Origin of the sequence: Pantoea sp. SM3 (genome assembly GCF_000963995.1) — a bacterium.
In the GTDB taxonomy this organism is placed as follows: Bacteria; Pseudomonadota; Gammaproteobacteria; order Enterobacterales; family Enterobacteriaceae; genus Pantoea; species Pantoea rwandensis_B.
Genome location: NZ_JZRD01000016.1, coordinates 184,125 through 206,379 on the forward strand (window position 1 = coordinate 184,125; position 22,255 = coordinate 206,379).

19 protein-coding genes are annotated in these 22,255 nt (G+C 53.2%); all 19 read right to left on the reverse strand.

Features of this window, described 5'->3' with window-relative positions:
• Nucleotides 1-58 precede the first annotated feature (58 nt).
• The gene (gene pstS, locus VI01_RS10620; protein WP_045815086.1) at nt 59-1,102 is read right to left on the reverse strand and encodes a phosphate ABC transporter substrate-binding protein PstS; all 1,044 of its coding nucleotides are present in this window, start codon (nt 1,100-1,102) and stop codon (nt 59-61) included.
• A 177-nt stretch (nt 1,103-1,279) separates the two neighbouring features.
• The gene (glmS, locus tag VI01_RS10625) at nt 1,280-3,109 is read right to left on the reverse strand and encodes a glutamine--fructose-6-phosphate transaminase (isomerizing) (RefSeq protein WP_045815087.1); all 1,830 of its coding nucleotides are present in this window, start codon (nt 3,107-3,109) and stop codon (nt 1,280-1,282) included.
• Nucleotides 3,110-3,352: 243 nt separating this feature from the next.
• A complete protein-coding gene (glmU, locus tag VI01_RS10630) occupies nt 3,353-4,723 on the reverse strand; it encodes a bifunctional UDP-N-acetylglucosamine diphosphorylase/glucosamine-1-phosphate N-acetyltransferase GlmU (protein WP_045815088.1) in 1,371 nt (456 codons plus the stop codon).
• A gap of 254 nt (nt 4,724-4,977) precedes the next feature.
• Nucleotides 4,978-5,397, reverse strand: a complete 420-nt coding sequence (locus tag VI01_RS10635; protein ID WP_034830038.1) for a F0F1 ATP synthase subunit epsilon — start codon at nt 5,395-5,397, stop codon at nt 4,978-4,980.
• A gap of 24 nt (nt 5,398-5,421) precedes the next feature.
• A complete protein-coding gene (gene atpD / locus VI01_RS10640; protein WP_034830039.1) occupies nt 5,422-6,819 on the reverse strand; it encodes a F0F1 ATP synthase subunit beta in 1,398 nt (465 codons plus the stop codon).
• A gap of 63 nt (nt 6,820-6,882) precedes the next feature.
• The gene (atpG, locus tag VI01_RS10645; protein WP_045815089.1) at nt 6,883-7,749 is read right to left on the reverse strand and encodes a F0F1 ATP synthase subunit gamma; all 867 of its coding nucleotides are present in this window, start codon (nt 7,747-7,749) and stop codon (nt 6,883-6,885) included.
• A 52-nt stretch (nt 7,750-7,801) separates the two neighbouring features.
• A complete protein-coding gene (atpA, locus tag VI01_RS10650) occupies nt 7,802-9,343 on the reverse strand; it encodes a F0F1 ATP synthase subunit alpha (RefSeq protein ID WP_034830041.1) in 1,542 nt (513 codons plus the stop codon).
• Between the two features lie 14 nt (nt 9,344-9,357).
• Complete coding sequence (gene atpH / locus VI01_RS10655; protein ID WP_045815090.1) at nt 9,358-9,891, reverse strand: F0F1 ATP synthase subunit delta; 534 nt, start codon at nt 9,889-9,891, stop codon at nt 9,358-9,360.
• Nucleotides 9,892-9,905: 14 nt separating this feature from the next.
• Nucleotides 9,906-10,376 (reverse strand): F0F1 ATP synthase subunit B, encoded by a 471-nt coding sequence (gene atpF, locus VI01_RS10660; RefSeq protein ID WP_034830044.1) that lies wholly within the window; start codon nt 10,374-10,376, stop codon nt 9,906-9,908.
• Between the two features lie 107 nt (nt 10,377-10,483).
• Entirely contained in the window at nt 10,484-10,723 is a 240-nt protein-coding gene (gene atpE / locus VI01_RS10665; protein ID WP_003849523.1) for a F0F1 ATP synthase subunit C, read from the reverse strand.
• A 50-nt stretch (nt 10,724-10,773) separates the two neighbouring features.
• Nucleotides 10,774-11,592 (reverse strand): F0F1 ATP synthase subunit A, encoded by an 819-nt coding sequence (atpB, locus tag VI01_RS10670; RefSeq protein WP_034830046.1) that lies wholly within the window; start codon nt 11,590-11,592, stop codon nt 10,774-10,776.
• An 8-nt stretch (nt 11,593-11,600) separates the two neighbouring features.
• A complete protein-coding gene (gene atpI, locus VI01_RS10675) occupies nt 11,601-11,981 on the reverse strand; it encodes a F0F1 ATP synthase subunit I (protein WP_034830047.1) in 381 nt (126 codons plus the stop codon).
• Nucleotides 11,982-12,694: 713 nt separating this feature from the next.
• The gene (gene rsmG / locus VI01_RS10680; RefSeq protein ID WP_045815091.1) at nt 12,695-13,312 is read right to left on the reverse strand and encodes a 16S rRNA (guanine(527)-N(7))-methyltransferase RsmG; all 618 of its coding nucleotides are present in this window, start codon (nt 13,310-13,312) and stop codon (nt 12,695-12,697) included.
• A 47-nt stretch (nt 13,313-13,359) separates the two neighbouring features.
• Nucleotides 13,360-15,249 (reverse strand): tRNA uridine-5-carboxymethylaminomethyl(34) synthesis enzyme MnmG, encoded by a 1,890-nt coding sequence (gene mnmG / locus VI01_RS10685; protein ID WP_038643977.1) that lies wholly within the window; start codon nt 15,247-15,249, stop codon nt 13,360-13,362.
• Between the two features lie 441 nt (nt 15,250-15,690).
• Nucleotides 15,691-16,131 carry an FMN-binding protein MioC gene (mioC, locus tag VI01_RS10690; protein WP_038643978.1) on the reverse strand — a complete coding sequence of 147 codons (441 nt, stop codon included), beginning with the start codon at nt 16,129-16,131 and terminating at the stop codon, nt 15,691-15,693.
• Between the two features lie 155 nt (nt 16,132-16,286).
• Nucleotides 16,287-16,748 carry a transcriptional regulator AsnC gene (asnC, locus tag VI01_RS10695; RefSeq protein ID WP_034830053.1) on the reverse strand — a complete coding sequence of 154 codons (462 nt, stop codon included), beginning with the start codon at nt 16,746-16,748 and terminating at the stop codon, nt 16,287-16,289.
• A gap of 108 nt (nt 16,749-16,856) precedes the next feature.
• Nucleotides 16,857-18,983, reverse strand: a complete 2,127-nt coding sequence (gene ovoA / locus VI01_RS10700) for a 5-histidylcysteine sulfoxide synthase (RefSeq protein WP_045815092.1) — start codon at nt 18,981-18,983, stop codon at nt 16,857-16,859.
• Between the two features lie 66 nt (nt 18,984-19,049).
• Nucleotides 19,050-20,510, reverse strand: coding sequence for an ATPase RavA stimulator ViaA (viaA, locus tag VI01_RS10705; protein WP_045815093.1), 1,461 nt, complete (start codon nt 20,508-20,510; stop codon nt 19,050-19,052).
• Nucleotides 20,507-22,003 carry an ATPase RavA gene (ravA, locus tag VI01_RS10710; RefSeq protein WP_045815094.1) on the reverse strand — a complete coding sequence of 499 codons (1,497 nt, stop codon included), beginning with the start codon at nt 22,001-22,003 and terminating at the stop codon, nt 20,507-20,509. The genes viaA and ravA overlap by 4 nt, the downstream gene beginning before the upstream one ends.
• Between the last annotated feature and the right edge of the window lie 252 nt (nt 22,004-22,255).

Here is a 22,255-nt window from a genome sequence, read left to right on the forward strand (position 1 = left end):
GGCATACCATGCCGCCCATCGGGTTGGTCAGTCAGGGGAGACTGACCGGGTCATTCACTTACTTGTAAATCGCTTTGCCTGAGCTGTCTTTGATGTTCGCTTTCCAGGCAGTACGAATCTGGTTAGCAACGCTTTCTGGCAGCGCGGCGTAATCCAGTGAGGTTGCAGTTTTGCTGCCGCCTTTGTAAGCCCAGTCGAAGAACTTCAGCACTTCAGCACCTTTCTCAGCATTCGCCTGGTCTTTGTAGATCAGGATGAAAGTGGTTGAGGTGATCGGCCATGCATCGTTGCCTTTCTGGAAGGTCAGGTCTTGAGCGAAAGACTCGCTCCAGTTTGCGCCTTTGGCTGCGTTAGCAAAGCTGGCTTCGCTTGGTGCAACAGATTTACCGTCAGCATCAACCAGTTTGGTGTAGGTCAGGTTGTTCTGCTTAGCGTACGCATATTCTACGTAGCCGATTGAACCCGGCAGACGCTGTACGAATGCAGCTACGCCGTCGTTACCTTTACCGCCCAGACCGGTTGGCCAGTTAACGGTGTTACCTTTACCAATTTTGCTGTTCCAGTCTGCGTTGACTTTAGACAGGTAGCTGGTAAACACGAAAGAGGTACCTGAACCATCTGCGCGGCGAACCACGTTGATGTTGGTGTCTGGCAGTTTCACGCCTGGGTTCAGCTTAGTGATCGCCGGGTCGTTCCACTTTTTGATGTTGCCCAGGTAGATATCGCCAACGGTTTTGCCGTCCAGCGTCAGTTCACCTGATTTCACGCCTGGGATGTTAACGGCCAGTACCACGCCACCGATAACGGTAGGGAACTGGAACAGACCATTTTTTTCCAAATCGGCATCAGCCATCGGCGCATCAGACGCACCGAAATCAACGGTTTTAGCGATGATCTGCTTAACGCCGCCTGAAGAACCAATACCCTGATAGTTGATTTTGCTACCGGTGGCTTGCTGGTATTCTGCTGCCCACTTGGCATAAACCGGTGCCGGGAATGTACCGCCAGCGCCAGTCAGGTCGGTGGCTGCAAAAGCAGATACCGCGCTTACTGCGAAGGTGGCGGCGAGGATTCGGGCTACGGATGTACGCATCAGTGTCATGTTCCCTCCAGGGGATTTAAAAAAAATCAGGCTCAATGCCTTTTTAGTAGGAGTCAGTGATTGCTGCTGGAGGGAAAATAGGACAGTTTGATGACAGTGAAATGTACGAAATATGACAGTTATATGACACCGATTAAAATACAAGCGGGCCCCTTGCAGGCCCGCCCTTTTTATAGATTATTCAACGGTAACCGATTTTGCCAGGTTACGTGGCTGGTCAACGTCGGTGCCTTTAATCAGCGCAACATGATACGAAAGCAGCTGCAACGGCACGGTGTAGAAGATCGGTGCAATCACCTCTTCAACGTGTGGCAGTGAGATGATTTTCATGCCCTCGCTGTCGCTGAAACCCGCATCCTGATCGGCAAACACATACAGCAGACCGCCGCGCGCGCGCACCTCTTCAATGTTCGATTTCAGTTTCTCCAGCAGCTCGTTATTCGGCGCAACGACAATCACTGGCATATCGGCATCAATCAGCGCCAGCGGGCCGTGCTTCAGCTCTCCGGCGGCGTAGGCTTCTGCGTGAATGTAGGAGATCTCTTTCAGCTTCAGCGCGCCTTCCATCGCGATCGGATACTGATCGCCACGACCGAGGAACAACGCATGATGCTTGTCCGAGAAACCTTCGGCCAGGCTTTCAATCACTTTGTCTTGTGCCAGCATCTGCTCAATACGGCTCGGTAAGGCCTGCAGCGCATGCACGATCTCGTGCTCGGTTTCCGGCTTCATACCGTGCAGACGACCCAGTTTCGCCACCAGCATCAGCAACACCGCCAATTGCGTGGTGAAGGCTTTGGTCGAGGCCACACCAATTTCGGTGCCGGCTTTGGTCATCAGCGCCAGATCGGATTCACGCACCAGCGAAGAGCCGGCAACGTTACAAATGGCCAGCGATCCGAGATAACCCAGTTCTTTTGACAGACGCAGTGCGGCCAGCGTATCGGCGGTTTCACCCGATTGCGACAGGGTGATTAGCAGGCTGTTTTTACGCACAGCGGATTTGCGATAGCGGAATTCGGAGGCGATTTCCACATCGCAAGGAATGTTGGCCAGCGACTCAAACCAGTAGCGTGACACCATCCCGGAGTTATACGAGGTACCGCAGGCGATAATCTGGATATGCTCAACCTTGCTCAGCAAGGCTTCGGCATTGGCACCCAGTTCGCTGAGATCGATTTGCCCATGATTAAAACGACCGGTAATGGTGTTTTTAATCGCGTTCGGCTGCTCGTAGATCTCTTTCTGCATGTAGTGACGATAGGCACCTTTATCACCGGCATCGTACTGCGCGGTGGATTCGATTTCCGCGCGTTTGGCTGGCTTGCCATCACGATCGATGATGGTGACTTCACGGCGCGTAATTTCAGCGATATCGCCCTCTTCCAGGTACATAAAGCGGCGGGTCACCGGCAGCAGCGCCAGTTGGTCAGAAGCAATGAAGTTTTCACCCACGCCACGGCCAATTACCAGCGGGCTACCGGAACGCGCAGCCACCAGCACGGAGGGATCGCGGCTGTCCATGATCACCATGCCATAAGCACCGCGCAGTTGCGGGATCACGCGCAGTACCACTTCGCGCAATGTGCCGCCCTGCTTCTGCTCCCAGTGCACCAGATGCGCCACCACTTCGGTGTCGGTTTCGGAGGCAAATTGGTAACCGCGTTCGATCATCTGCGCACGCAATGGCTCATGGTTCTCAATGATACCGTTATGCACAATGATAATGTGCTCAGAGACATGCGGATGCGCATTGGCTTCTGATGGCTCACCGTGGGTTGCCCAACGCGTATGAGCAATACCTGTACCACCAATCAGCGGTTGCTGCTCTGCGGCTTCGGCCAGATTAGCCACTTTGCCAAGACGACGCAGACGCGTCATATGCCCCTGGCGATCGACAACGGCCAGACCCGCAGAGTCATAACCGCGATACTCAAGACGACGCAGACCTTCCAGCAGAATTTCTGCGATATCACGCTGCGCTACTGCACCAACAATTCCACACATAATAGTTTCCTGACTTCATGGCTTTCGGCCATTGCGTTGTCTTCTGACCTGATTTCCCCGAGCCTTGTAGAGAGTGGGGGATCTACCTTTCATAATTCAAATTTCAGGCGCGTTGGCCAGGCGCATTCACCTCAATCACTGACTTCAGTCAGCTCCTGAGGATTCGCGCTTGCCACCTTTCTGAAACTCGAATGATTTCGGGTAGTTTTTTTTCACGGGCCGATCTTTGCCGACCCTTAAAATTTATTTTTTCTTAACCGGACGCTGCCAGCCAGACTTCTGATTCTGTTCTTTACGGTTGTAGACCAAATCGGCTGCAGTGACATCTTTCATTACCGTAGTACCTGCTGCGATGGTCGCGCCAGCCGCGACGGTGACCGGAGCCACCAGCTGGGTATCGGAGCCGACAAACACGTTGTCGCCGATAATGGTCTTCGATTTATTCGCGCCATCGTAGTTACAGGTAATGGTGCCTGCACCGATATTCACACCCGCGCCAATTTCGGCGTCACCGAGATAAGAGAGATGGCCAGCTTTAGAGCCTTTGCCCAAGGTGGCTTTTTTCATCTCAACGAAATTGCCAACGTGCGCCTCTTCTGCCAACTCGCTGCCAGGGCGCAGACGCGCGAACGGGCCAACAGTGCAAGCAGCAGCTAAGGTGGCATCTTCGATGACTGAATAAGGGCTGATTTCGCAATCATCGCCAATCACGCTGTTTTTGATGATGCACCCAGCGCCTATCCTGACGCGGTTGCCCAATGTCACCGTGCCTTCGATGATAACGTTGGTATCGATTTCGACGTCACGTCCATGTTCCAGCGTTCCGCGCAGGTCGAAACGAGCAGGATCGCGCAGCATGACGCCCGCCAGCAGCAGTTGTTCTGCTCGCTCGCTCTGATATGCGCGCTCAAGCGTGGCCAGCTGCAGACGATTGTTCACGCCATCGGTTTCACTGATACGAGCAGGGTGCACCGCATTGATCACGCGGCCTTCATGATGCGCCATGGCAATGATGTCAGTGATATAGAATTCACCCTGCGCATTGTTGTTATTCAGCTGTGCTAGCCAGCGTTTTAGGTCCCCGCTGTTAGCAATCAGAATGCCGGTGTTAATCTCAGGGATTTTCAGCTGTTCGGCTGAGGCATCTTTCTGCTCAACAATGCCTGTCACCGTGCCATTTTCACGCACAATGCGGCCATAACCGGTCGGATTATCCAACACCACCGTCAGCAAACCGATGCCGCCTTCAGGTTTGGCATCACGCAGGCGTTGCAATGTCGGTTGGGAGATCAGCGGTACGTCGCCGTACAGCATCAAAATATCTTCGTCATCAGCAAAGAAAGGTGCCGCCTGCTGCATCGCATGGCCGGTACCCAGCTGTTCAGCCTGCAATACCCAGTTAAGGGTGTTATGTGCCAGCTTTTCTTTAAGCAGATCACCGCCGTGGCCATAGACCAGATGCACCTGCTGGGCACCGAGGCCGGTCGCGGCATCGATCACATGCTGAACCATTGGTTTGCCTGCCAGGGTATGCAGAACTTTCGGCAGATCGGAATACATTCGGGTGCCTTTGCCAGCGGCCAGGATCACCACACTCATCGCGCTTGTAGACATAACTATCCAGACTCAATTTAACTTTCGAAAGTGTAAGGTTTACCCCTGAGATTACTACATTTTTCTCGGGGCGAAATTAGCGGATAAAGATGAAAGGATGATCGGGGATAAAACCAGTTCCGGCCAGGGCATCACACGATGCAATCGGTCGGCTGAGCACGATAACATCGCACTCACCCAAAGCGGGGGGATTTATCGCAGACAAAAAAAATGCCAACCCTATGGGCTGGCATTTCGTGACGCATAAAGCCTGATTACATCGCTTTCTTGGTCAGCTCGATTACACGCAGTTTCGCGATAGCTTTCGCCAGTTCCGCAGAGGCCTGAGCATAGTCCACGTCACCGTGGCTGCTGTTCATGTGCTCTTCTGCTTTACGTTTCGCTTCCAGCGCGCGCGCTTCGTCGAGGTCTTCACCGCGAATCGCGGTGTCGGCCAGAACGGTCGTGCTGCCCGGCTGTACTTCCAGCACGCCGCCAGAGAGGTAGATATACTCCTCTTCGCCGTGCTGCTTCACGATGCGAATCATACCAGGCTTGATGGCTGTCAGCAGCGGGGCGTGGCCAGGGTAAATACCCAGCTCACCTTCGCTACCTGACACCTGGATACGCTCAACCAGACCGGAGAACATTTGCTGCTCCGCGCTGACAACGTCCAGATGATAAGTCATAGCCATACTATTCCTCCTGGGAAACCGTTATTACAGTTTCTTCGCTTTTTCTACAGCTTCTTCGATAGCGCCGACCATGTAGAACGCCTGCTCTGGCAGGTGGTCGAATTCGCCTTCCATGATGCCTTTGAAGCCACGAATAGTGTCTTTCAGGGTCACGTACTTACCTGGAGAACCGGTGAAGACTTCAGCAACGAAGAACGGCTGAGACAGGAAGCGCTGAATCTTACGCGCACGTGCCACCAACAGTTTGTCTTCTTCAGACAGCTCGTCCATACCGAGGATGGCGATGATGTCTTTCAGTTCCTGGTAACGCTGCAGCAGAGACTGCACGCCACGCGCAACGTCGTAGTGCTCCTGACCCACGATCAGTGGATCCAGCTGACGGCTGGTAGAATCCAGCGGGTCAACGGCTGGGTAGATACCCAGAGAGGCGATCTGACGGCTCAGCGTAACGGTTGAGTCTAAGTGAGCAAAGGTGGTTGCTGGTGACGGGTCAGTCAAGTCATCCGCAGGAACGTAAACGGCCTGTACAGAGGTGATTGAACCGGTCTTAGTGGAGGTAATACGCTCCTGCAACACACCCATCTCTTCTGCCAGCGTTGGCTGGTAGCCTACCGCAGATGGCATACGACCCAGCAGTGCTGATACTTCAGTACCGGCCAGGGTGTAACGGTAGATGTTGTCGATGAACAGCAGAACGTCACGGCCTTCATCACGGAATTTCTCCGCCATGGTCAGACCGGTCAGTGCTACGCGCAGACGGTTACCCGGCGGCTCGTTCATCTGGCCATACACCAGCGCTACTTTATCGATAACGTTGGAGTCAGTCATTTCGTGGTAGAAGTCGTTACCCTCACGAGTACGCTCACCCACACCAGCAAATACCGAGTAACCTGAGTGCTCAGCCGCGATGTTACGGATCAGCTCCATCATGTTTACGGTTTTACCTACACCCGCACCACCGAACAGACCGACTTTACCGCCCTTAGCGAACGGACACATCAGGTCGATAACCTTGATGCCGGTTTCCAGCAGCTCTTGCGAGTTAGACTGATCTTCATAAGAAGGCGCAGCACGGTGAATAGAGGAAACCTCTACGGTGGTGCCGTCATCATTCTGCAGGTCGCCTTTCATGTCGATGGGTTCGCCCAATACGTTCATGATACGGCCGAGGGTTGCTTTACCAACCGGTACCTGGATCGGTTTTTTGAGGTCGGTAACTTGCAGACCGCGCTTCAGGCCGTCAGAAGTACCCATGGCGATGGTACGAACCACGCCACCACCCAGCTGCTGCTGAACTTCCAGCACCAGACGAGCGTCACCATTTTGAACCTCAAGCGCGCTATATACCTGCGGTACCGCGTCCTGAGGGAATTCGACGTCAACTACGGCGCCGATAATCTGGACAATCTTTCCAGCTGCCATCTTGAATCCTCTACCTAATACGAGAATATCCGGCCGCGCTCGCGCGACAGGATATATGCCTGGTTAAACCGCGGAGGCTCCCGAGACGATCTCGGTAAGTTCCTGGGTGATGCTGGCCTGACGAGCTTTGTTGTAAACCAACTGCAGCTCTTTGATCAGGTTTCCGCCGTTATCGGTTGCAGCTTTCATTGCCACCATACGTGCAGCCTGCTCACTGGCCAGGTTTTCCACCACACCCTGATAAACCTGCGATTCGACATAACGGCGCAGCAGGGTATCCAGCAGCGCTTTCGGATCGGGTTCGTACAGGTAATCCCAGGTCTTCGCCTTCATCTCTTCTTCACCTTCCGCTGGCGGTAACGGCAGCAGTTGGGTAATGGTCGGAGTCTGAGACATGGTGTTATTAAACTTGTTGCCGACGATATACAGCTTGTCGATGCGACCTTCATCATAGGCCTGCAACATCACTTTTACCGGGCCGATAAGATCAGACAGTGCAGGCTTGTCGCCCATACCAGTGACCTGTGCCACGATGTTGCCACCTACAGAGCCGAAGAATGAATTGCCTTTAGAACCGATAATGGCCAGATCGCTCTGCACACCTTTATCAGCCCAGCCCTTCATATCTGCCAGCAATTTTTTGAACAGGTTAATGTTCAAACCACCACAAAGCCCGCGGTCAGTCGAAACGACCAGGTAGCCGACGCGCTTAACGTCACGCTCATCCAGGTAAGGGTGCTTGTATTCCAGATTACCGAGAGCAAGGTGACCAATCACTTTGCGCATGGTATCTGCATACGGACGGCTGGCCGCCATGCGTTCCTGCGTTTTACGCATTTTGGAGGCGGCGACCATTTCCATCGCTTTGGTGATCTTCTGCGTGTTTTTTACGCTTCCAATCTTGGTACGTATTTCTTTTGCACCGGCCATTAGCTTCTCCTCAAAGCCTTGCGGCCTGCCTTTTCAGACAAGCCGCCAGACATTACCAGGACTGGGTTGCTTTAAACGTTTCGAGGAGGCCTTTCAGCTTCGCTTCGATGTCGTTGTTAAAGTTGCCCGCTTGGTTGATTTCAGCCATCAGCTCAGCGTGGTCGCGATCCGCGAACGCCAGCAGGGCGGCTTCGAAGCTACCGATTTTCGCCAGTTCAACGTCGTTCAGGAAGCCGCGCTCAGCAGCAAACAGCACCAGACCCTGTTGCGCGACAGACATCGGCGCATACTGTTTCTGTTTCAGCAGCTCGGTCACTTTCTGACCGTGGCTCAGCTGTTTACGGGTTGCATCATCCAGATCAGATGCGAACTGAGAGAACGCAGCCAGTTCACGATACTGTGCCAGCGCGGTACGGATACCACCGGACAGTTTCTTGATGATCTTGGTCTGTGCAGCACCACCAACACGGGATACAGAGATACCCGGGTTAACGGCTGGACGAATACCGGAGTTGAACAGGTTTGATTCCAGGAAGATCTGACCATCAGTAATCGAGATTACGTTGGTCGGAACGAACGCAGAAACGTCACCCGCCTGAGTTTCGATGATTGGCAGTGCGGTCAGAGAACCGGTCTGGCCTTTCACAGCACCGTTAGTGAAACGCTCAACGTAGTCAGCGCTAACGCGTGATGCACGCTCCAGCAGACGAGAGTGGAGATAGAACACGTCGCCTGGGAATGCTTCACGACCTGGTGGACGGCGCAGCAGCAGTGAAATCTGACGGTAAGCAACAGCCTGCTTAGACAGGTCATCGTATACGATCAGGGCATCTTCACCGCGGTCACGGAAGTACTCACCCATTGCGCAACCGGCGTATGGCGCCAGGTATTGCAGTGCAGCGGATTCAGAAGCAGAAGCCACAACGACGATGGTGTTAGCCAACGCGCCGTGTTCTTCCAGCTTACGTACCACGTTAGAAATGGTTGACGCTTTCTGGCCAATCGCAACGTAGACACACTTGATGCCTGAATCGCGCTGGTTGATGATGGCGTCGATTGCCATTGCGGTTTTACCGGTCTGACGGTCACCGATGATCAGCTCACGCTGGCCACGGCCGATTGGAATCATCGCATCGACAGATTTGTAACCGGTCTGAACAGGCTGGTCTACTGACTGACGGTCGATAACGCCCGGTGCAATCACTTCAACCGGCGAGAAGCCGTCGTTGTCGATTGCGCCTTTACCGTCGATCGGTGCACCCAGGGTGTTCACCACACGGCCCAGCAGGCCACGGCCAACTGGAACTTCAAGAATACGGCCAGTACATTTAACCTTCATGCCTTCGGCGAGGTCAGCGTACGGGCCCATCACTACTGCACCAACCGAGTCACGCTCGAGGTTCAGTGCGATAGCGTAACGGTTGCCCGGCAGGGCAATCATCTCACCCTGCATCACATCGGCCAGGCCGTGTACGCGGATGATACCGTCACTTACAGAAACAATAGTACCTTCGTTGTGAGCTTCGCTCACCACATTGAACTGAGCAATGCGCTGCTTGATCAGTTCGCTGATTTCGGTGGAATTCAGTTGCATATGCTCCAGTCCCCTTAAGACTGCAAGACGTCTGCCAGACGATCAAGACGGCCGCGTACGCTACCATCAATGACCAGGTCACCCGCACGGATAACCACACCTGCCATTACAGACTTGTCAATTTTGCAATTCAGCTTAACTTTGCGTGACAGACGTTTTTCCATCGCGGCGCTGATTTTACTCAGCTGGCTGTCACTCAGGGTACTGGCAGAAATCACATCCACTTCGGCGGTCGCTTCATAAGCGTCACGCAGTTGGATGAACTGTTCCAGTACCGCTGGAAGTGCTGTCAAACGTCCGTTTTCCGCCATTACCTTAATCAGGTTCTGAGCGGGTTCATCAAGTTGATCGCCACATACCGCGTTGAAAGAAGCAGACAAAGCTTCCGGCGCGAGCGCACCGGAAAGGAGATCTGCCATCTGTTCGTTGCGAGCCACTTCAGCGGCAAACGCCAGCATGGTCTGCCAGCGATCGATACTTTGATGCTCAACAGCAAAGTCAAAAGCTGCTTTGGCGTAGGGGCGAGCTACAGTAATCAGATCAGACATCAGCCCCTCCCTCCTTACAGTTCAGCGACCAGTTTATCAACGATGTCGCTGTTAGCAGCTTCATCCACGGAACGTTCGATGATTTTCTCGGCGCCAGCTAATGCCAGCAACGCGACTTGCTTACGCAGCTCTTCACGGGCACGTGAACGCTCGGCTTCGATTTCTGCCTGCGCTTGTGCCACGATGCGGTTACGTTCAGTCTCAGCTTCGGTTTTCGCTTCGTCCAGAATCTGTGCACGGCGTTTGTTCGCCTGCTCGATAATGACCTGAGCGTCTTCTTTCGCTTTTTTCAGCTGGTCGGTCGCATTGGCCTGCGCGAGATCTAAATCTTTCTTCGCGCGCTCAGCAGAAGCAAGGCCATCAGCAATTTCTTTCTGACGCTTCTCAATGGCAGCCATGATCGGCGGCCATACGTACTTCATGCAGAACGCGACAAACAGAATGAACGCGATGGCCTGGCCGAGGATTGTTGCATTAATGTTCACAGCACAATGCCTCTTATTAAGTTAACTTGCTCTGCCGCTATCAGCGATAAACGGCAGAATCCGTTCCTCATCACACCGGGTGCCATGAGTGAACAAGGCTACCAGGTTTAGGCGACCGCAAACATCACGTAGAGACCCAGACCTACAGCGATCATTGGGATTGCATCCACCAGACCCATTACAACAAAGAACTGCGTACGCAGCAGAGGAATCAGATCCGGTTGACGCGCAGCGCCTTCCAGGAATTTGCCTCCGAGGATGCCGATACCGATCGCAGCACCGATTGCCGCCAGGCCCATCATCACAGCGGCAGCCATGTACAGCAGATCCATATTCAGGTTTTCCATGACAGTCTCCAGTTTGTTTCAGTTAAAAGCTTAGTGTTGAGATAAAAAAATCAATGTTCTTCAGATGCCATCGACAGATAGACGATCGTGAGGACCATGAAAATGAAAGCCTGCAGCGAAATGATCAGGATGTGGAAAATGGCCCATGGCACATTCAACACCCACTGCGACCACCACGGCAGCAAGCCGGCAATCAGGATAAAGATCAGTTCACCCGCATACATGTTGCCGAACAGTCGCAGACCGAGTGAAACCGGTTTAGACAGCAGGCTAACACCTTCAAGAATCAGGTTGATTGGGATGAAGATCGGGTGATTAAAAGGCTGCAGCGTCAGTTCTTTGGTGAAGCCGCCAATGCCTTTCATTTTGATGCTGTAGAACAGAATCAAAATAAAGACGCCCAACGCCATAGACAGCGTGATGTTCACATCTGCAGACGGCACAACGCGCAGCGCTGGCAGGCCAAGATAGTGCTCACCGATAAACGGCAGCAAATCGATAGGCAGCAGATCCATGAAGTTCATCAGGAAGACCCAGACAAAAATTGTCAGAGCCAGCGGGGCGATAAGTTTGCTTTTACCGTGGTACATGTCGCGAACGTTGTTATCAACGAAACCGACAACCAGTTCGATAGCCGCTTGAAGTTTCCCTGGCACACCGCTGGTGGCGCTTTTTGCCACTTTACGGAACAACACCAGGAAAAGCAGTCCCAGTACCACAGAGAAAAACATGGAATCGATATTTAATACCCAGAACGTCGCAGGAGCGTCGTGCGGATTCACCAACTCGAAAGTACGCAGGTCCAGCTGAAGGTTATTCAGGTGGTGACCTATGTATTCTTGCGGAGTAGAGATTTCTCCAGCAGCCATGATGCCTCTTACCCTTTGTTGTTAATTACAGCCGGCGCGACGATCTGCACCACCAGCACCGATAACCAAGTGATTGCGAGAGGCCAGAAGACCGCTCCAAACACACCTAACGCCACCATGAGAAGAATGACTGTCGTGAAGACCTTCAACACTTCACCGAGGGCGAAGCTCCAGGCCACACGACCTTTGGCAGGCGTTTGATCCTGCAGGCGCCAGGCTAAAAACATAAACAACACATTCGGCAGCCAGGCTGCCGCTCCACCCGCGATGGCGGAGGCGCCCCAGATAACATCTTTCAGAGTAAAGAGTGCACCGATGATGACAAACGTCACCAGCTGGATCACCAGCACGGTCCGGGCTAATTTTACACTGTAAAGAGACACTGACATGGCGTTGAACTCTCCTGCCCCGAACGGGGTATGTCGCGTGTCGTATAAGACTGCCTTTACTCATTTGAGTCAAGCAGCAAAAGCCGTGCAAATTATACGGGCGCCACCTGCGATTTCAATCGGTAAGTAGCGAAAAGGTGAACAATTATTTAAATTTCTTTCTGGAGGGCTATTTTTCAAAACATCACCTTCCACTATGACTCAGCTAAATCGCTGAAATTGCCTTGTTGGCTTGCTTTTAAAGCGTGCTACAGATCACATTATAGGCAATAGGCTGGCGAATGAATTTGTTTTAAGCATGAATTTTAAGATTTCAAAAGTGATGAAAGCTGTTTTTTATCATCAGGATAGAATTATCCACCCGGCTTCAACTCATGATTTTCGATAAAAACACTCTATTGACATCGTACATCGCTATAAAAACGTAAAACTGATATTACGCACGCCGATTTATTGCAGAGTTATATTTTCTGACGTGACTATTTGCGCAGGTAAATACAGCCAATAAAGTGATCTAAGTGATAATGAAATGTGAAATGTTCGTTAAATGTAACAGAGCTTTTCGGATAATTTCCGTGGCGCTTGTTAACCGTCTCACCCTGCCCTGCCGAATAAAAGCTTTAGACTAAAAGTGTTCAACTGCTGTTTTTTTATTCAGGACGTTTTCACTGACTAAAGGTGCGGCGGGTGTTAAATCCGCACCTTCTTTATGGCTATTGGCGAGACAGCACCACTAAATGACGTTCACCATCCAGTTCTGGCACATGCAGAGATTCAATCTTCTCCACCACAAAGCCCGCAGGCAAGGCTGAAATTTCATCATCCGGACGCACCCCCTTCAGTGCGTAGAAGCGGCCTGAGGTGCCCGGCAAATGATGGCACCAGTTCAGCATGTCTTCCAGCGAAGCAAAGGCACGGCTGATAACGCCATCAAACGGTGGCTCTGCAGGGAACTCTTCCACACGACTTTGTACCGGGGTGATGTTAGTGAGCCCTAACTCATGTTGCACCTGACGCAGGAAACGGATGCGTTTTCCCAGGCTATCCAGTAGCGTGAAATGCGCCTGTGGACGGACAATGGCTAACGGAATCCCTGGCAGACCCGGCCCGGTGCCCACATCAATAAAGCGCTCGCCTTGCAAATGCGGTTCGACGACCACGCTGTCGAGAATATGGCGCACCAGCATCTGCTGCGGATCGCGCACCGATGTCAGGTTGTACGCCTTGTTCCACTTATGCAGCAATTCTACATAGCCGACGAGCTGCTGTTTTTGTTGATCGGTAAGAGAAATATTTGCCGCATCGAGCAGCTGGGAGAGTTTGTAAATCACAAGGAACGTTCCATAAACGGGGGCGAGTGACCTCGCCCCAGGGTCGATCAGGCACTTTTACGCAGCAGGCCCTGTTTTTTCAGGTAAATCAGCAAAATGGAGATCGCTGCTGGTGTAATACCTGAAATACGCGAGGCCTGCCCAATGGAGGTAGGTTTGTGATCATTGAGTTTGGCGATCACTTCATTGGACAAGCCATTAACCTGACGATAGTCGAGATCGCCAGGCAGCAAGGTGTTTTCGTTGCGTTGCTGGCGGTCAATTTCTTCCTGCTGGCGTGCAATGTACCCTTCATACTTCACCTGAATCTCAACCTGCTCTGCAGATTGCTCGTCAGATAATGCCGGGCCATAACTCGGTAACGTCATCAGCAGCTCGTAGGTCATTTCCGGGCGACGCAATAGATCTTCACCGCTGGCTTCTTTCGTCAGTGGCGCACTGATTACGCTATTCACTTCACCCACATTGTCTGATTTCGGATGTACCCACAGATCGCGCAGACGCTGGCGCTCTTGCTCAATCAATTCCAGCTTCTGGTTATAACGCGCCCAACGAGCATCATCGACCAGACCCAACTCGCGGCCTTTTTCTGTCAGACGCAGATCGGCGTTGTCTTCACGCAGCATCAAACGATATTCCGCGCGCGAGGTAAACATGCGGTACGGCTCTTTGGTGCCGAGCGTGCAGAGATCGTCAACCAGCACACCGAGATAAGCCTGATCGCGACGTGGCGCCCAGCCCTCTTTGTCTGCTGAGGCACGTGCAGCGTTCAAACCGGCCAGCAAGCCCTGCGCCGCAGCTTCTTCATAACCGGTGGTACCGTTGATCTGTCCGGCAAAGAACAGGCCGTGGATAAATTTACTTTCCAGCGTCGGCTTCAGATCGCGCGGATCGAAGAAATCGTACTCGATGGCATAGCCTGGGCGCACAATCTTCGCGTTCTCCAGACCTTTCATTGAGCGGACGATCTGCATCTGCACATCAAATGGCAAGCTGGTGGAGATACCGTTCGGGTAGATCTCGTTGCTGGTGAGCCCTTCCGGTTCAAGGAAGATCTGATGCGCATTACGATCGGCAAAGCGCATCACTTTGTCTTCGATCGATGGGCAGTAACGTGGTCCGATCCCTTCGATGATCCCGGCATACATTGGGCTGCGATCAAGGTTATTGCGGATCACATCGTGCGTTTGTTCGTTGGTATGGGTGATCCAGCACGGCACTTGTTGCGGGTGCTGTGAAACATTGCCCATGAACGAGAACACCGGCATTGGCGTATCGCCATGCTGCGGTGTCAGCACCGAAAAATCGATGGTGCGTGCGTCAATACGCGGCGGCGTACCGGTTTTCAGACGATTTACGCGCAGCGGCAAAGCACGCAGACGTTTCGCCAGTGGAATGGATGGCGGATCGCCTGCACGGCCACCGCTGTAGTTATCCAGACCAATATGGATTTTGCCATCGAGGAATGTCCCAACCGTCAGCACTACACTTTTGGCACGGAATTTCAGGCCCATCTGCGTGACAGCACCGACGACGCGATCGTTCTCCACAATCAGATCGTCAACGGCCTGCTGGAAGATCATCAGGTTCGGCTGGTTCTCCAACGCCGTACGTACCGCCTGGCGATAGAGCACGCGGTCTGCCTGAGCGCGGGTTGCCCGCACGGCAGGACCTTTGCTCGCGTTTAGTATCCTAAACTGAATACCGGCCTGGTCAATTGCCGTCGCCATCAAACCGCCTAAGGCATCCACTTCCTTCACCAGGTGTCCTTTCCCAATGCCACCAATCGCCGGGTTGCAGGACATTTGTCCAAGCGTATCAATGTTATGGGTGAGTAACAGCGTTTGCTGACCCATTCGGGCAGCGGCCATCGCGGCTTCTGTGCCCGCATGACCACCACCGATTACGATGACGTCAAAAGGATCTGGATAAAACATGAAGTGGGTCCTCGTTAATGTTCGGACAGGGATCGTTGCCCTGGGCGGTGGATTCTACTGAAATTCTGTCGACTGCGAAAGCCGCGGGATCCTGCGGTTTAAAAGAAAGGATCTTTATTCTTTTATATGATCTCTCTGTTAGATCTCTTATTAGGATCGCCCTGGTCTGTTGATAACCCGGAAAAGCAAAGTATTAACAGAGGATTAGAGAGGATCGTTTGCTGTGAATGATCGGTGATCCTGATCCGTATAAGTTGGGATCTAAATGGCCACTTATGCACAGCTGAAAAAAGCAGCATGGGTTGTTATTGGGATAACTACCGGTTATACGCAAGATTGAGGCTATGTTATCCACAGAGAACGGCGTAAAAAAAACAATAAAACAGCGAAATAAACTGGGGATCGTCCACTTTTCCCGATCCCCCACCATGCTGGATCGTCTTAAATCTGCGTTTTCCAGGTCTCAACCCACACTTCAGCCGGATCTTCAGGAATCTCATGCTCGAGAACATCGATCTCCAGGCGATCGCCAATACGTTTGGCGCCTAATTGGTTGAGTTGCTCTTCCAGCAGCTTAATGGCCCCGCAGAAAAGGTCGTATTCATGGTTACCGATACCCACTGCGCCATAACGTACGGCAGAAAGGTCCGGCTGCGTCTCCTGCAATGCTTCATATAAAGGAAGCAAATTGTCAGGCAGTTCGCCCGCACCGTGCGTGGACGTCACAATCAGCCAGATCCCATCCTGAGGCAGTTCATCCAGCTCTGGCCCGTGCAGCACCTCGGTTGAAAAGCCCGCTTCCTGCAGTTTTGCTTCCAGATGTTCAGCGACATATTCGGCGCTGCCAAGGGTACTGCCACTGATTAAGGTAATATCGGCCATGATGTTCTCCCGCACTAAAGGCGAGCATTGTACGCTGTGATCAAGCCGTGATCCACCTGTGGAAAACAGGGTTAATAACAGAAAGCATCAGGCGACAAGGCGCATCACACAAGTGATCCGCCTGGGAAAAGGTTGTGCACAGGAAAGAGAGGGAATTACGGCTTGATGGTACGCATGATCGGGTTTTGCAACGAGATCAGGGTTTCGGTGGACTGGATTTCGTCTATGGTCTGGATCTTATTGATCAACACCTGCTGCAGTGCATCGATGGATCGGCACATCACCTTAATAAAGATGCTGTAGTGGCCGGTGGTGTACCAGGCTTCTACCACTTCATCCAACGCCTCCAGCTTGCTGAGTGCTGCGGGATAATCGCGGGCGCTTTTCAGAATGATGCCGATAAAACAGCACACATCAAAACCCAACTGACGAGGATCGATTTCTACGCGAGTGCCCAGGATAATGCCTGCCTGGCGCATTTTTTCTACGCGTACGTGAATGGTGCCGGGGCTGACATTGAACTGTTTGGCCAGCTCGGCATATGCGGTGCGCGCGTTTTCCAGCAGCGCATTGAGAATGCCGCGATCAAGGTTATCCAGTTGCAGTTGTTCTGCCATCATCCATCCTCTTTAAGTTCTTCTTCTATGAACAGTGGAGAATGTGCAGCAAATTAGCAGTACAGGCAAGGTGCAGACCGCGTGGTAGCCGCAGTCTGCACGCTTTTTTTATCGCTTACGCCAGATTGTGAGCTGCGCTTCGGTATGTTGATACTTGCGCGCCGTCTCGCGGATCACAAATGGCACATCCTGTGGCGGCACCACTTCTTCAAAGGCATCACGCAGCAAACGCTGCAATGCCTGATAGGTCGTCAAAGCTTCACCGTTCTCACGCACGCCGCCCAGCCAGTTCTCCTTCGGCGTGAATTCCTCCAGCCAGGTATAAGGCGATGAAAGCACCAAAAGCCCGCCAGAGCGGATCATTGGGATGACGTCCTGCAGGAAACGTTTTGGCTGACGCAGACGATCGATCAGATTTGAAGCCAACACCAGATCGTAACGATCCGGCTGCGGTTTAAGATTACAGGCGTCGCCCTGCACAAACTGAATGCGCGCCGTTTGCTCGTCACTAATATTGACGTCCTTCAGGCGCACCTGCCGATATTCCACCAGCTCGCCCTCTTCCGGGACCACATAGCGGAAGTCCTCTCCGGAGGTCAGCTGCAGCGCTACATCAATAAAGCGCGCGGAATAATCCATGCCAGTGACCGTTGCGAAATGGCGTGCCAGTTCAAAACTGGCACGGCCGGTAGCGCAGCCGAGATCCAGTGCCACCCCACGTTGTTTGCAGTGCGGCAGCAGTTTTTCCACCAGCGCCACGGCGTAATTCGGCACGTTGTAGTAGCCCGGTCCGTACTGGAAATCGAGATACTGCGACACCATGCTGTCCGTTTCATACGGATTGAGTGCCATGGTCTCTTTATGTGAGGAGACCACATAGCGGAAACCGGCGTGCTGGAAGAAATGACGGCGGAAGGCATAACGAGCCGATTTCAACGCCTCGTTGCCAGTGGAAATCCAGCTGCCGCCTTTGATCAGCGCGTGTTTGCCATCAAAGGTCGGCGTCGAGAAATCGTCATACAGCGGATGGACTTTGAAACCTTCGAAGCCGTTGGTCGGCGTCGTGGTCCACTGCCAGACGTTGCCAACAATGTCGAAAAACTCGCCCTGCGCAAAGCGATCCACCGGACTGGATGAAGCCCAATAGGCCAGATTGATATTGCCGGGCGCGTCGATCCAGTCGGGCTGATCGCCGCTCACCTGCTCGCGTAACTGCATCCATTCGGCTTCACAAGGGAGTTGAATAGATTTGCCCGTCTCTTCCGCCAGCCAGCGACAAAACGCGGCGGCTTCAAGCTGATTCACTTCCGCTGGCCAGTCCCACGGCAGAGCGACTTCTTCAGCCATTAAGCGCAGTTTCAGCTGATCGGGTTGCGTAATCTCGCCGACCCAGAAGGTGGGCATTTGCGCGCCAGAAAATTCACGCCAGCCCCAGCCCTCATCATCCCACCAGCGCTGATCCTGATAACCGTTAGCGGCGATAAAGCGATAGAACTCGGCATTGCTGACCAGCATTTTACTGGCCTTAAACGGTTTGAGTTCAGTTACCTGATTGCCGTATTCATTGTCCCAGCCGTAAGTGTCATCCGTTTTGCCTTGCTGAACGCGACCGCCAGGCATCGCAATCAGCGAGTTATCCGGAACCGATGCGCGATCGTGGCGCGTCTGCGGACAAACCGGCCAATGCGCTTGCGGTTTTACCCATTCGATCGGTAGCTGGCGGATCAGCACGCTGGAGGTTTCCAGATGGATACGCTCATGTTCAATGCCCATCAATACCACCCACGCCGGGCTTTCCCAGGTGATCGGCAGTTCCAGTGGCATCGTACGGATAAACTCACTGACCAGATTTTTGACTTTGCCGCGGTAGTCGCGCACCTCTTCGACCGTCGGCCAGGCGTAATGGCTGTCGTTGAGATCGTCCCAGCTCATCTCATCCACGCCGATTGCCATCATCGCTTCGATACGATCGTCCACGCGATCATCCAGATAGCGGCCTGCCATTAGCTTATTCATGTAGAACGTAGCGGTGTGGCCAAAGTAGAAGATCAGCGGATGGCGCAACGAGATCGCTTTGTTGAAATACGCGCGTTCGTCGGCAAGGCAATCAAACAGGCTTTCGTACAGCTCCCAGGTTTGGGTGAAATACGCCAGCAGCTCGCTCCGTTTTTGTTCGGCGTTCTGGCCGGAGAGCTGCAAAGTGCGGGTCGGTGCAGGAAGTTGGGCGGTGTTCACAAGATGCTCCAGATGCTCAGTGTGCGAACTATTCACTATAGCAAATAAGCATTTCTGTCAGATGAATTAGCGTTTCCAGCGGCGCAGCAGGCGGCTTTTCAGGCCGGTGTCGAAGCGCCAGATATGATCGAAGATACGCAAAATGCCAGGTTTGCCGTGGAGCGACATCGCCACCGCGTGGAAACGTTGTTGATGCTGGCGTTGACGTTGCTTGATGGCATTGATGGTGTCATCCGGCAACCGCTGGGCGATGAAGTCCGAGACGATCACTGCATCGGCCTCATCCCAGATACTCCCTTCCATACGTTTAACCACCGCAGCAAGACAAGCAGCCAGATCGGTGCCGCCGCGAAAACGCTGGCTAAGGAAACGGATAGCCTGTTCGATACCGCTATCGGCAGTCAGTTCGTAACCAATCACTTCGTGGGCGAACAACATGATGTAGCAACGACGTTTATCGGCTAATGCCACCTTTAACAGCGCAAGGCAGAAGGCTTTGGCGCAGCGTTCGTTGAATCCTCCCATTGAACCCGAGGTATCGACGCAGACGATAAATGGCCCGCGCGGTTGCTCTTCATGCTGCTGATGGCTGACCGGGCGCAGTGTGACTTTCTCGTGCCACGCATCGCCTTGTAACTGGTAAGTCAGCAGGTGCTTTTCCACCAGACGGCGATAAAACTCCAGCTCCAGCTCACTGATGCTCAACGCCGCCAGCTCCGGCGGCAACAGACGCAGTACGTCATCGCTCTGATGAATGCCGCTGACCTCTTCCGGCACATGATCGGGCTCGCGCACCAGTTGGTGGAATGCTTCCAGCGGTGCATCCTGCGACGGCACCGATTTGGCTTCGCGGCTGCGGCCCAACTGCTGCGCCAGTTTCATTAATTCCGGCTGCTGTGCGAGGAAATCGCCATATTGCACAATCAGCTCATAATCACCGTGCTGAAGTGACGCTTTGCTCATATCCCACAAACGTCCGGCTGCGGCTTCATCATCGTCGGTAAGGATTGGCGCCAGCTGGCCACTGATTGCCATCCGTTGCTGCAGCTCGGCCATCAGACGTTCGCGCTGCTCATCAAGAAGGGTTTCGTTGAGCGTGAGCGTTTGCAGCGTCAGGCTGAGTCGCCAGCGTTGCAAAAACAGTGTGTGCTGGGCATTGCTCAGTTGTTCTGTTTCGTTGTGCAGCAGCAGTTTGCTGGCTTCTTCGAGAAATGGCGACGGCAGGCCTTTTAGCTGCGACATGATGTGGGGAAGCTGGTGGCTGAAATCCTGCGTGCTGATCAATTGCATTTGCTGAAACAGCTGAAACTCCTGCGCCAGCGCTTCCGGCACCGGGGTGGTTTTCATCTGTTCCGCGATCTCGGTACGCCAGCGAGGTAAATCGCGCATTAACGCTTGTTTCATGCGCGGAAATTTTTCAAAGAACAGCGCCAGCTGTGGCGACGCGAGCAGGGCCAGAATCAATTCTTCGATTAACTCCGTTTCGCCAATCGACAACAGCGTGCTCAGCGTCTCCAGTGAGATCATTTACGCGCCTGTTTCAGCTGTTCCGCCACGTCCTGCAGGCTGGTTTCAATACGTGCCAGCCAGTCATCGCTGATAAACAGGCAGCGCTGATGCTGGCTGAACAGCGTGCGCTGGGCGCGCAACTGGGTATCCAGCGCATCATACTCATCCAGAATTTCCTGCGGCATGTCGCTGCTGCTACTGGCTCCGGGAAGGGTTAAGCGCGTGGATTGCAGGCTGACATCGCGCAGCGTCAGGCAATGATGCGCGTCCACCAGCAGATCGAGCGTCTGGCCAAAACCGATACCGTTCAACTTTCCGCGGATTTCACCGCCTTTCAGCAACCACTGATTAAGCGCCTCATGGCCAATCAGCACATGCGTCACCTGCATATCGTGCAACGTCAGCGGCTGTTGCAGCATCAAAGTTAGTTGTTCGTCGGTGATGGCAGCAGGCAGTTCGTAATGCGGTTTGCGGCTAAACATGCCGCTGTGTTTTTCCAAAGTCAGCGCTTGCGCCACGCTCTGCTGCTGTTGCAGTGCCAGACGACGGGCTTTGATTTGCTGCAGCTTATGCAGCAGTGGCTGCTGCTGCCAGGCGTGTTGCGTCATCAGCACATCGATTTCACGATCTAACAGCTTCATCGAGGCGACGTCGTGCCACAGGCAATCTTTCAACAAGATGATATCGATGGGCGCAATGGTCACGCGACCGCTGTAAAAGGCGCTGGCTTGCAGCAGGTGTATGGCTTTTTTCCAGCGACGATCGGAGATGTAAGGCGCGTCAGGCAGCGTTTCCAGCTGCTGGCGCAGCTGATAAATCAGTTCAAACACATGATCGGGCAAACTCACCTGGCTGATGCCTTTCTGCCACTGGTGATACTCTTCATCACTGATGCGCAGTGCTTCCGTCACCGGATTATCGTTTTCATCTTGCTGGTGGGTGAGCATGCTGCGGAAGTTCTGCTTCTCATGCACGTTATCCAGCCATAGGCGAATCAACATGCGATCATACAAGGCTTCCAGCCCGCTATCGGCTTCTGGCAATTCGTTGGAAGCGGTCACCAGCAGGCGCATCGGAATCTTTTCTTCGCTGTCGCCATTGCGAAAGCGGCGTTCGTTGATGGCGGTGAGTAAGGTGTTCAAAATCGCCGGGCCGGCTTTCCAGATTTCATCAAGGAAGACGATTTCGGCATCCGGCAGATAGCCTTTGGTTAATCGCTGATAACGACCTTCATCTTTTAACGCCTGAATCGACAGCGGGCCAAACACTTCTTCAGGGGTGGAAAAACGGGTCATCAGGTATTCAAAGGCGCGGGCGTGTTGGAAGGCGTATTTCAGGCGGCGGGCTATCAGGCTCTTGGCAATGCCGGGCGGCCCCAGCAAAAATACGCTCTCGCCACTCAGTGCAGCTAATAAGCACAGGCGGATCGCATGATGCCGTTCATACAGCCCTTTCTCCAGGGCGTTACTCAGGCGAGAAATTCTTTCTGCCAAAAGATGGGGTTGAGCCATAATCACATCATTGTCCTTCTGATCCTGGAGCCGTCATATTCTGGCGAGCGCAATACTCTACTGGTTATCATGCTTGATTGCGTTGATAGCCGTCAGCTTTTTTGTTTCAGAAGGTTGAGGCGAGAGAACTCGCTGCTTCAGGCGGTTTTTGGCGCCTAATTTCGGCGAAAAACCGCCTCGCTGACGTCATGATGACATGTTGTAAGAGTAGGTTTTTTTGGGAATATGTGCATACTGTGCGCTTTTTGATGG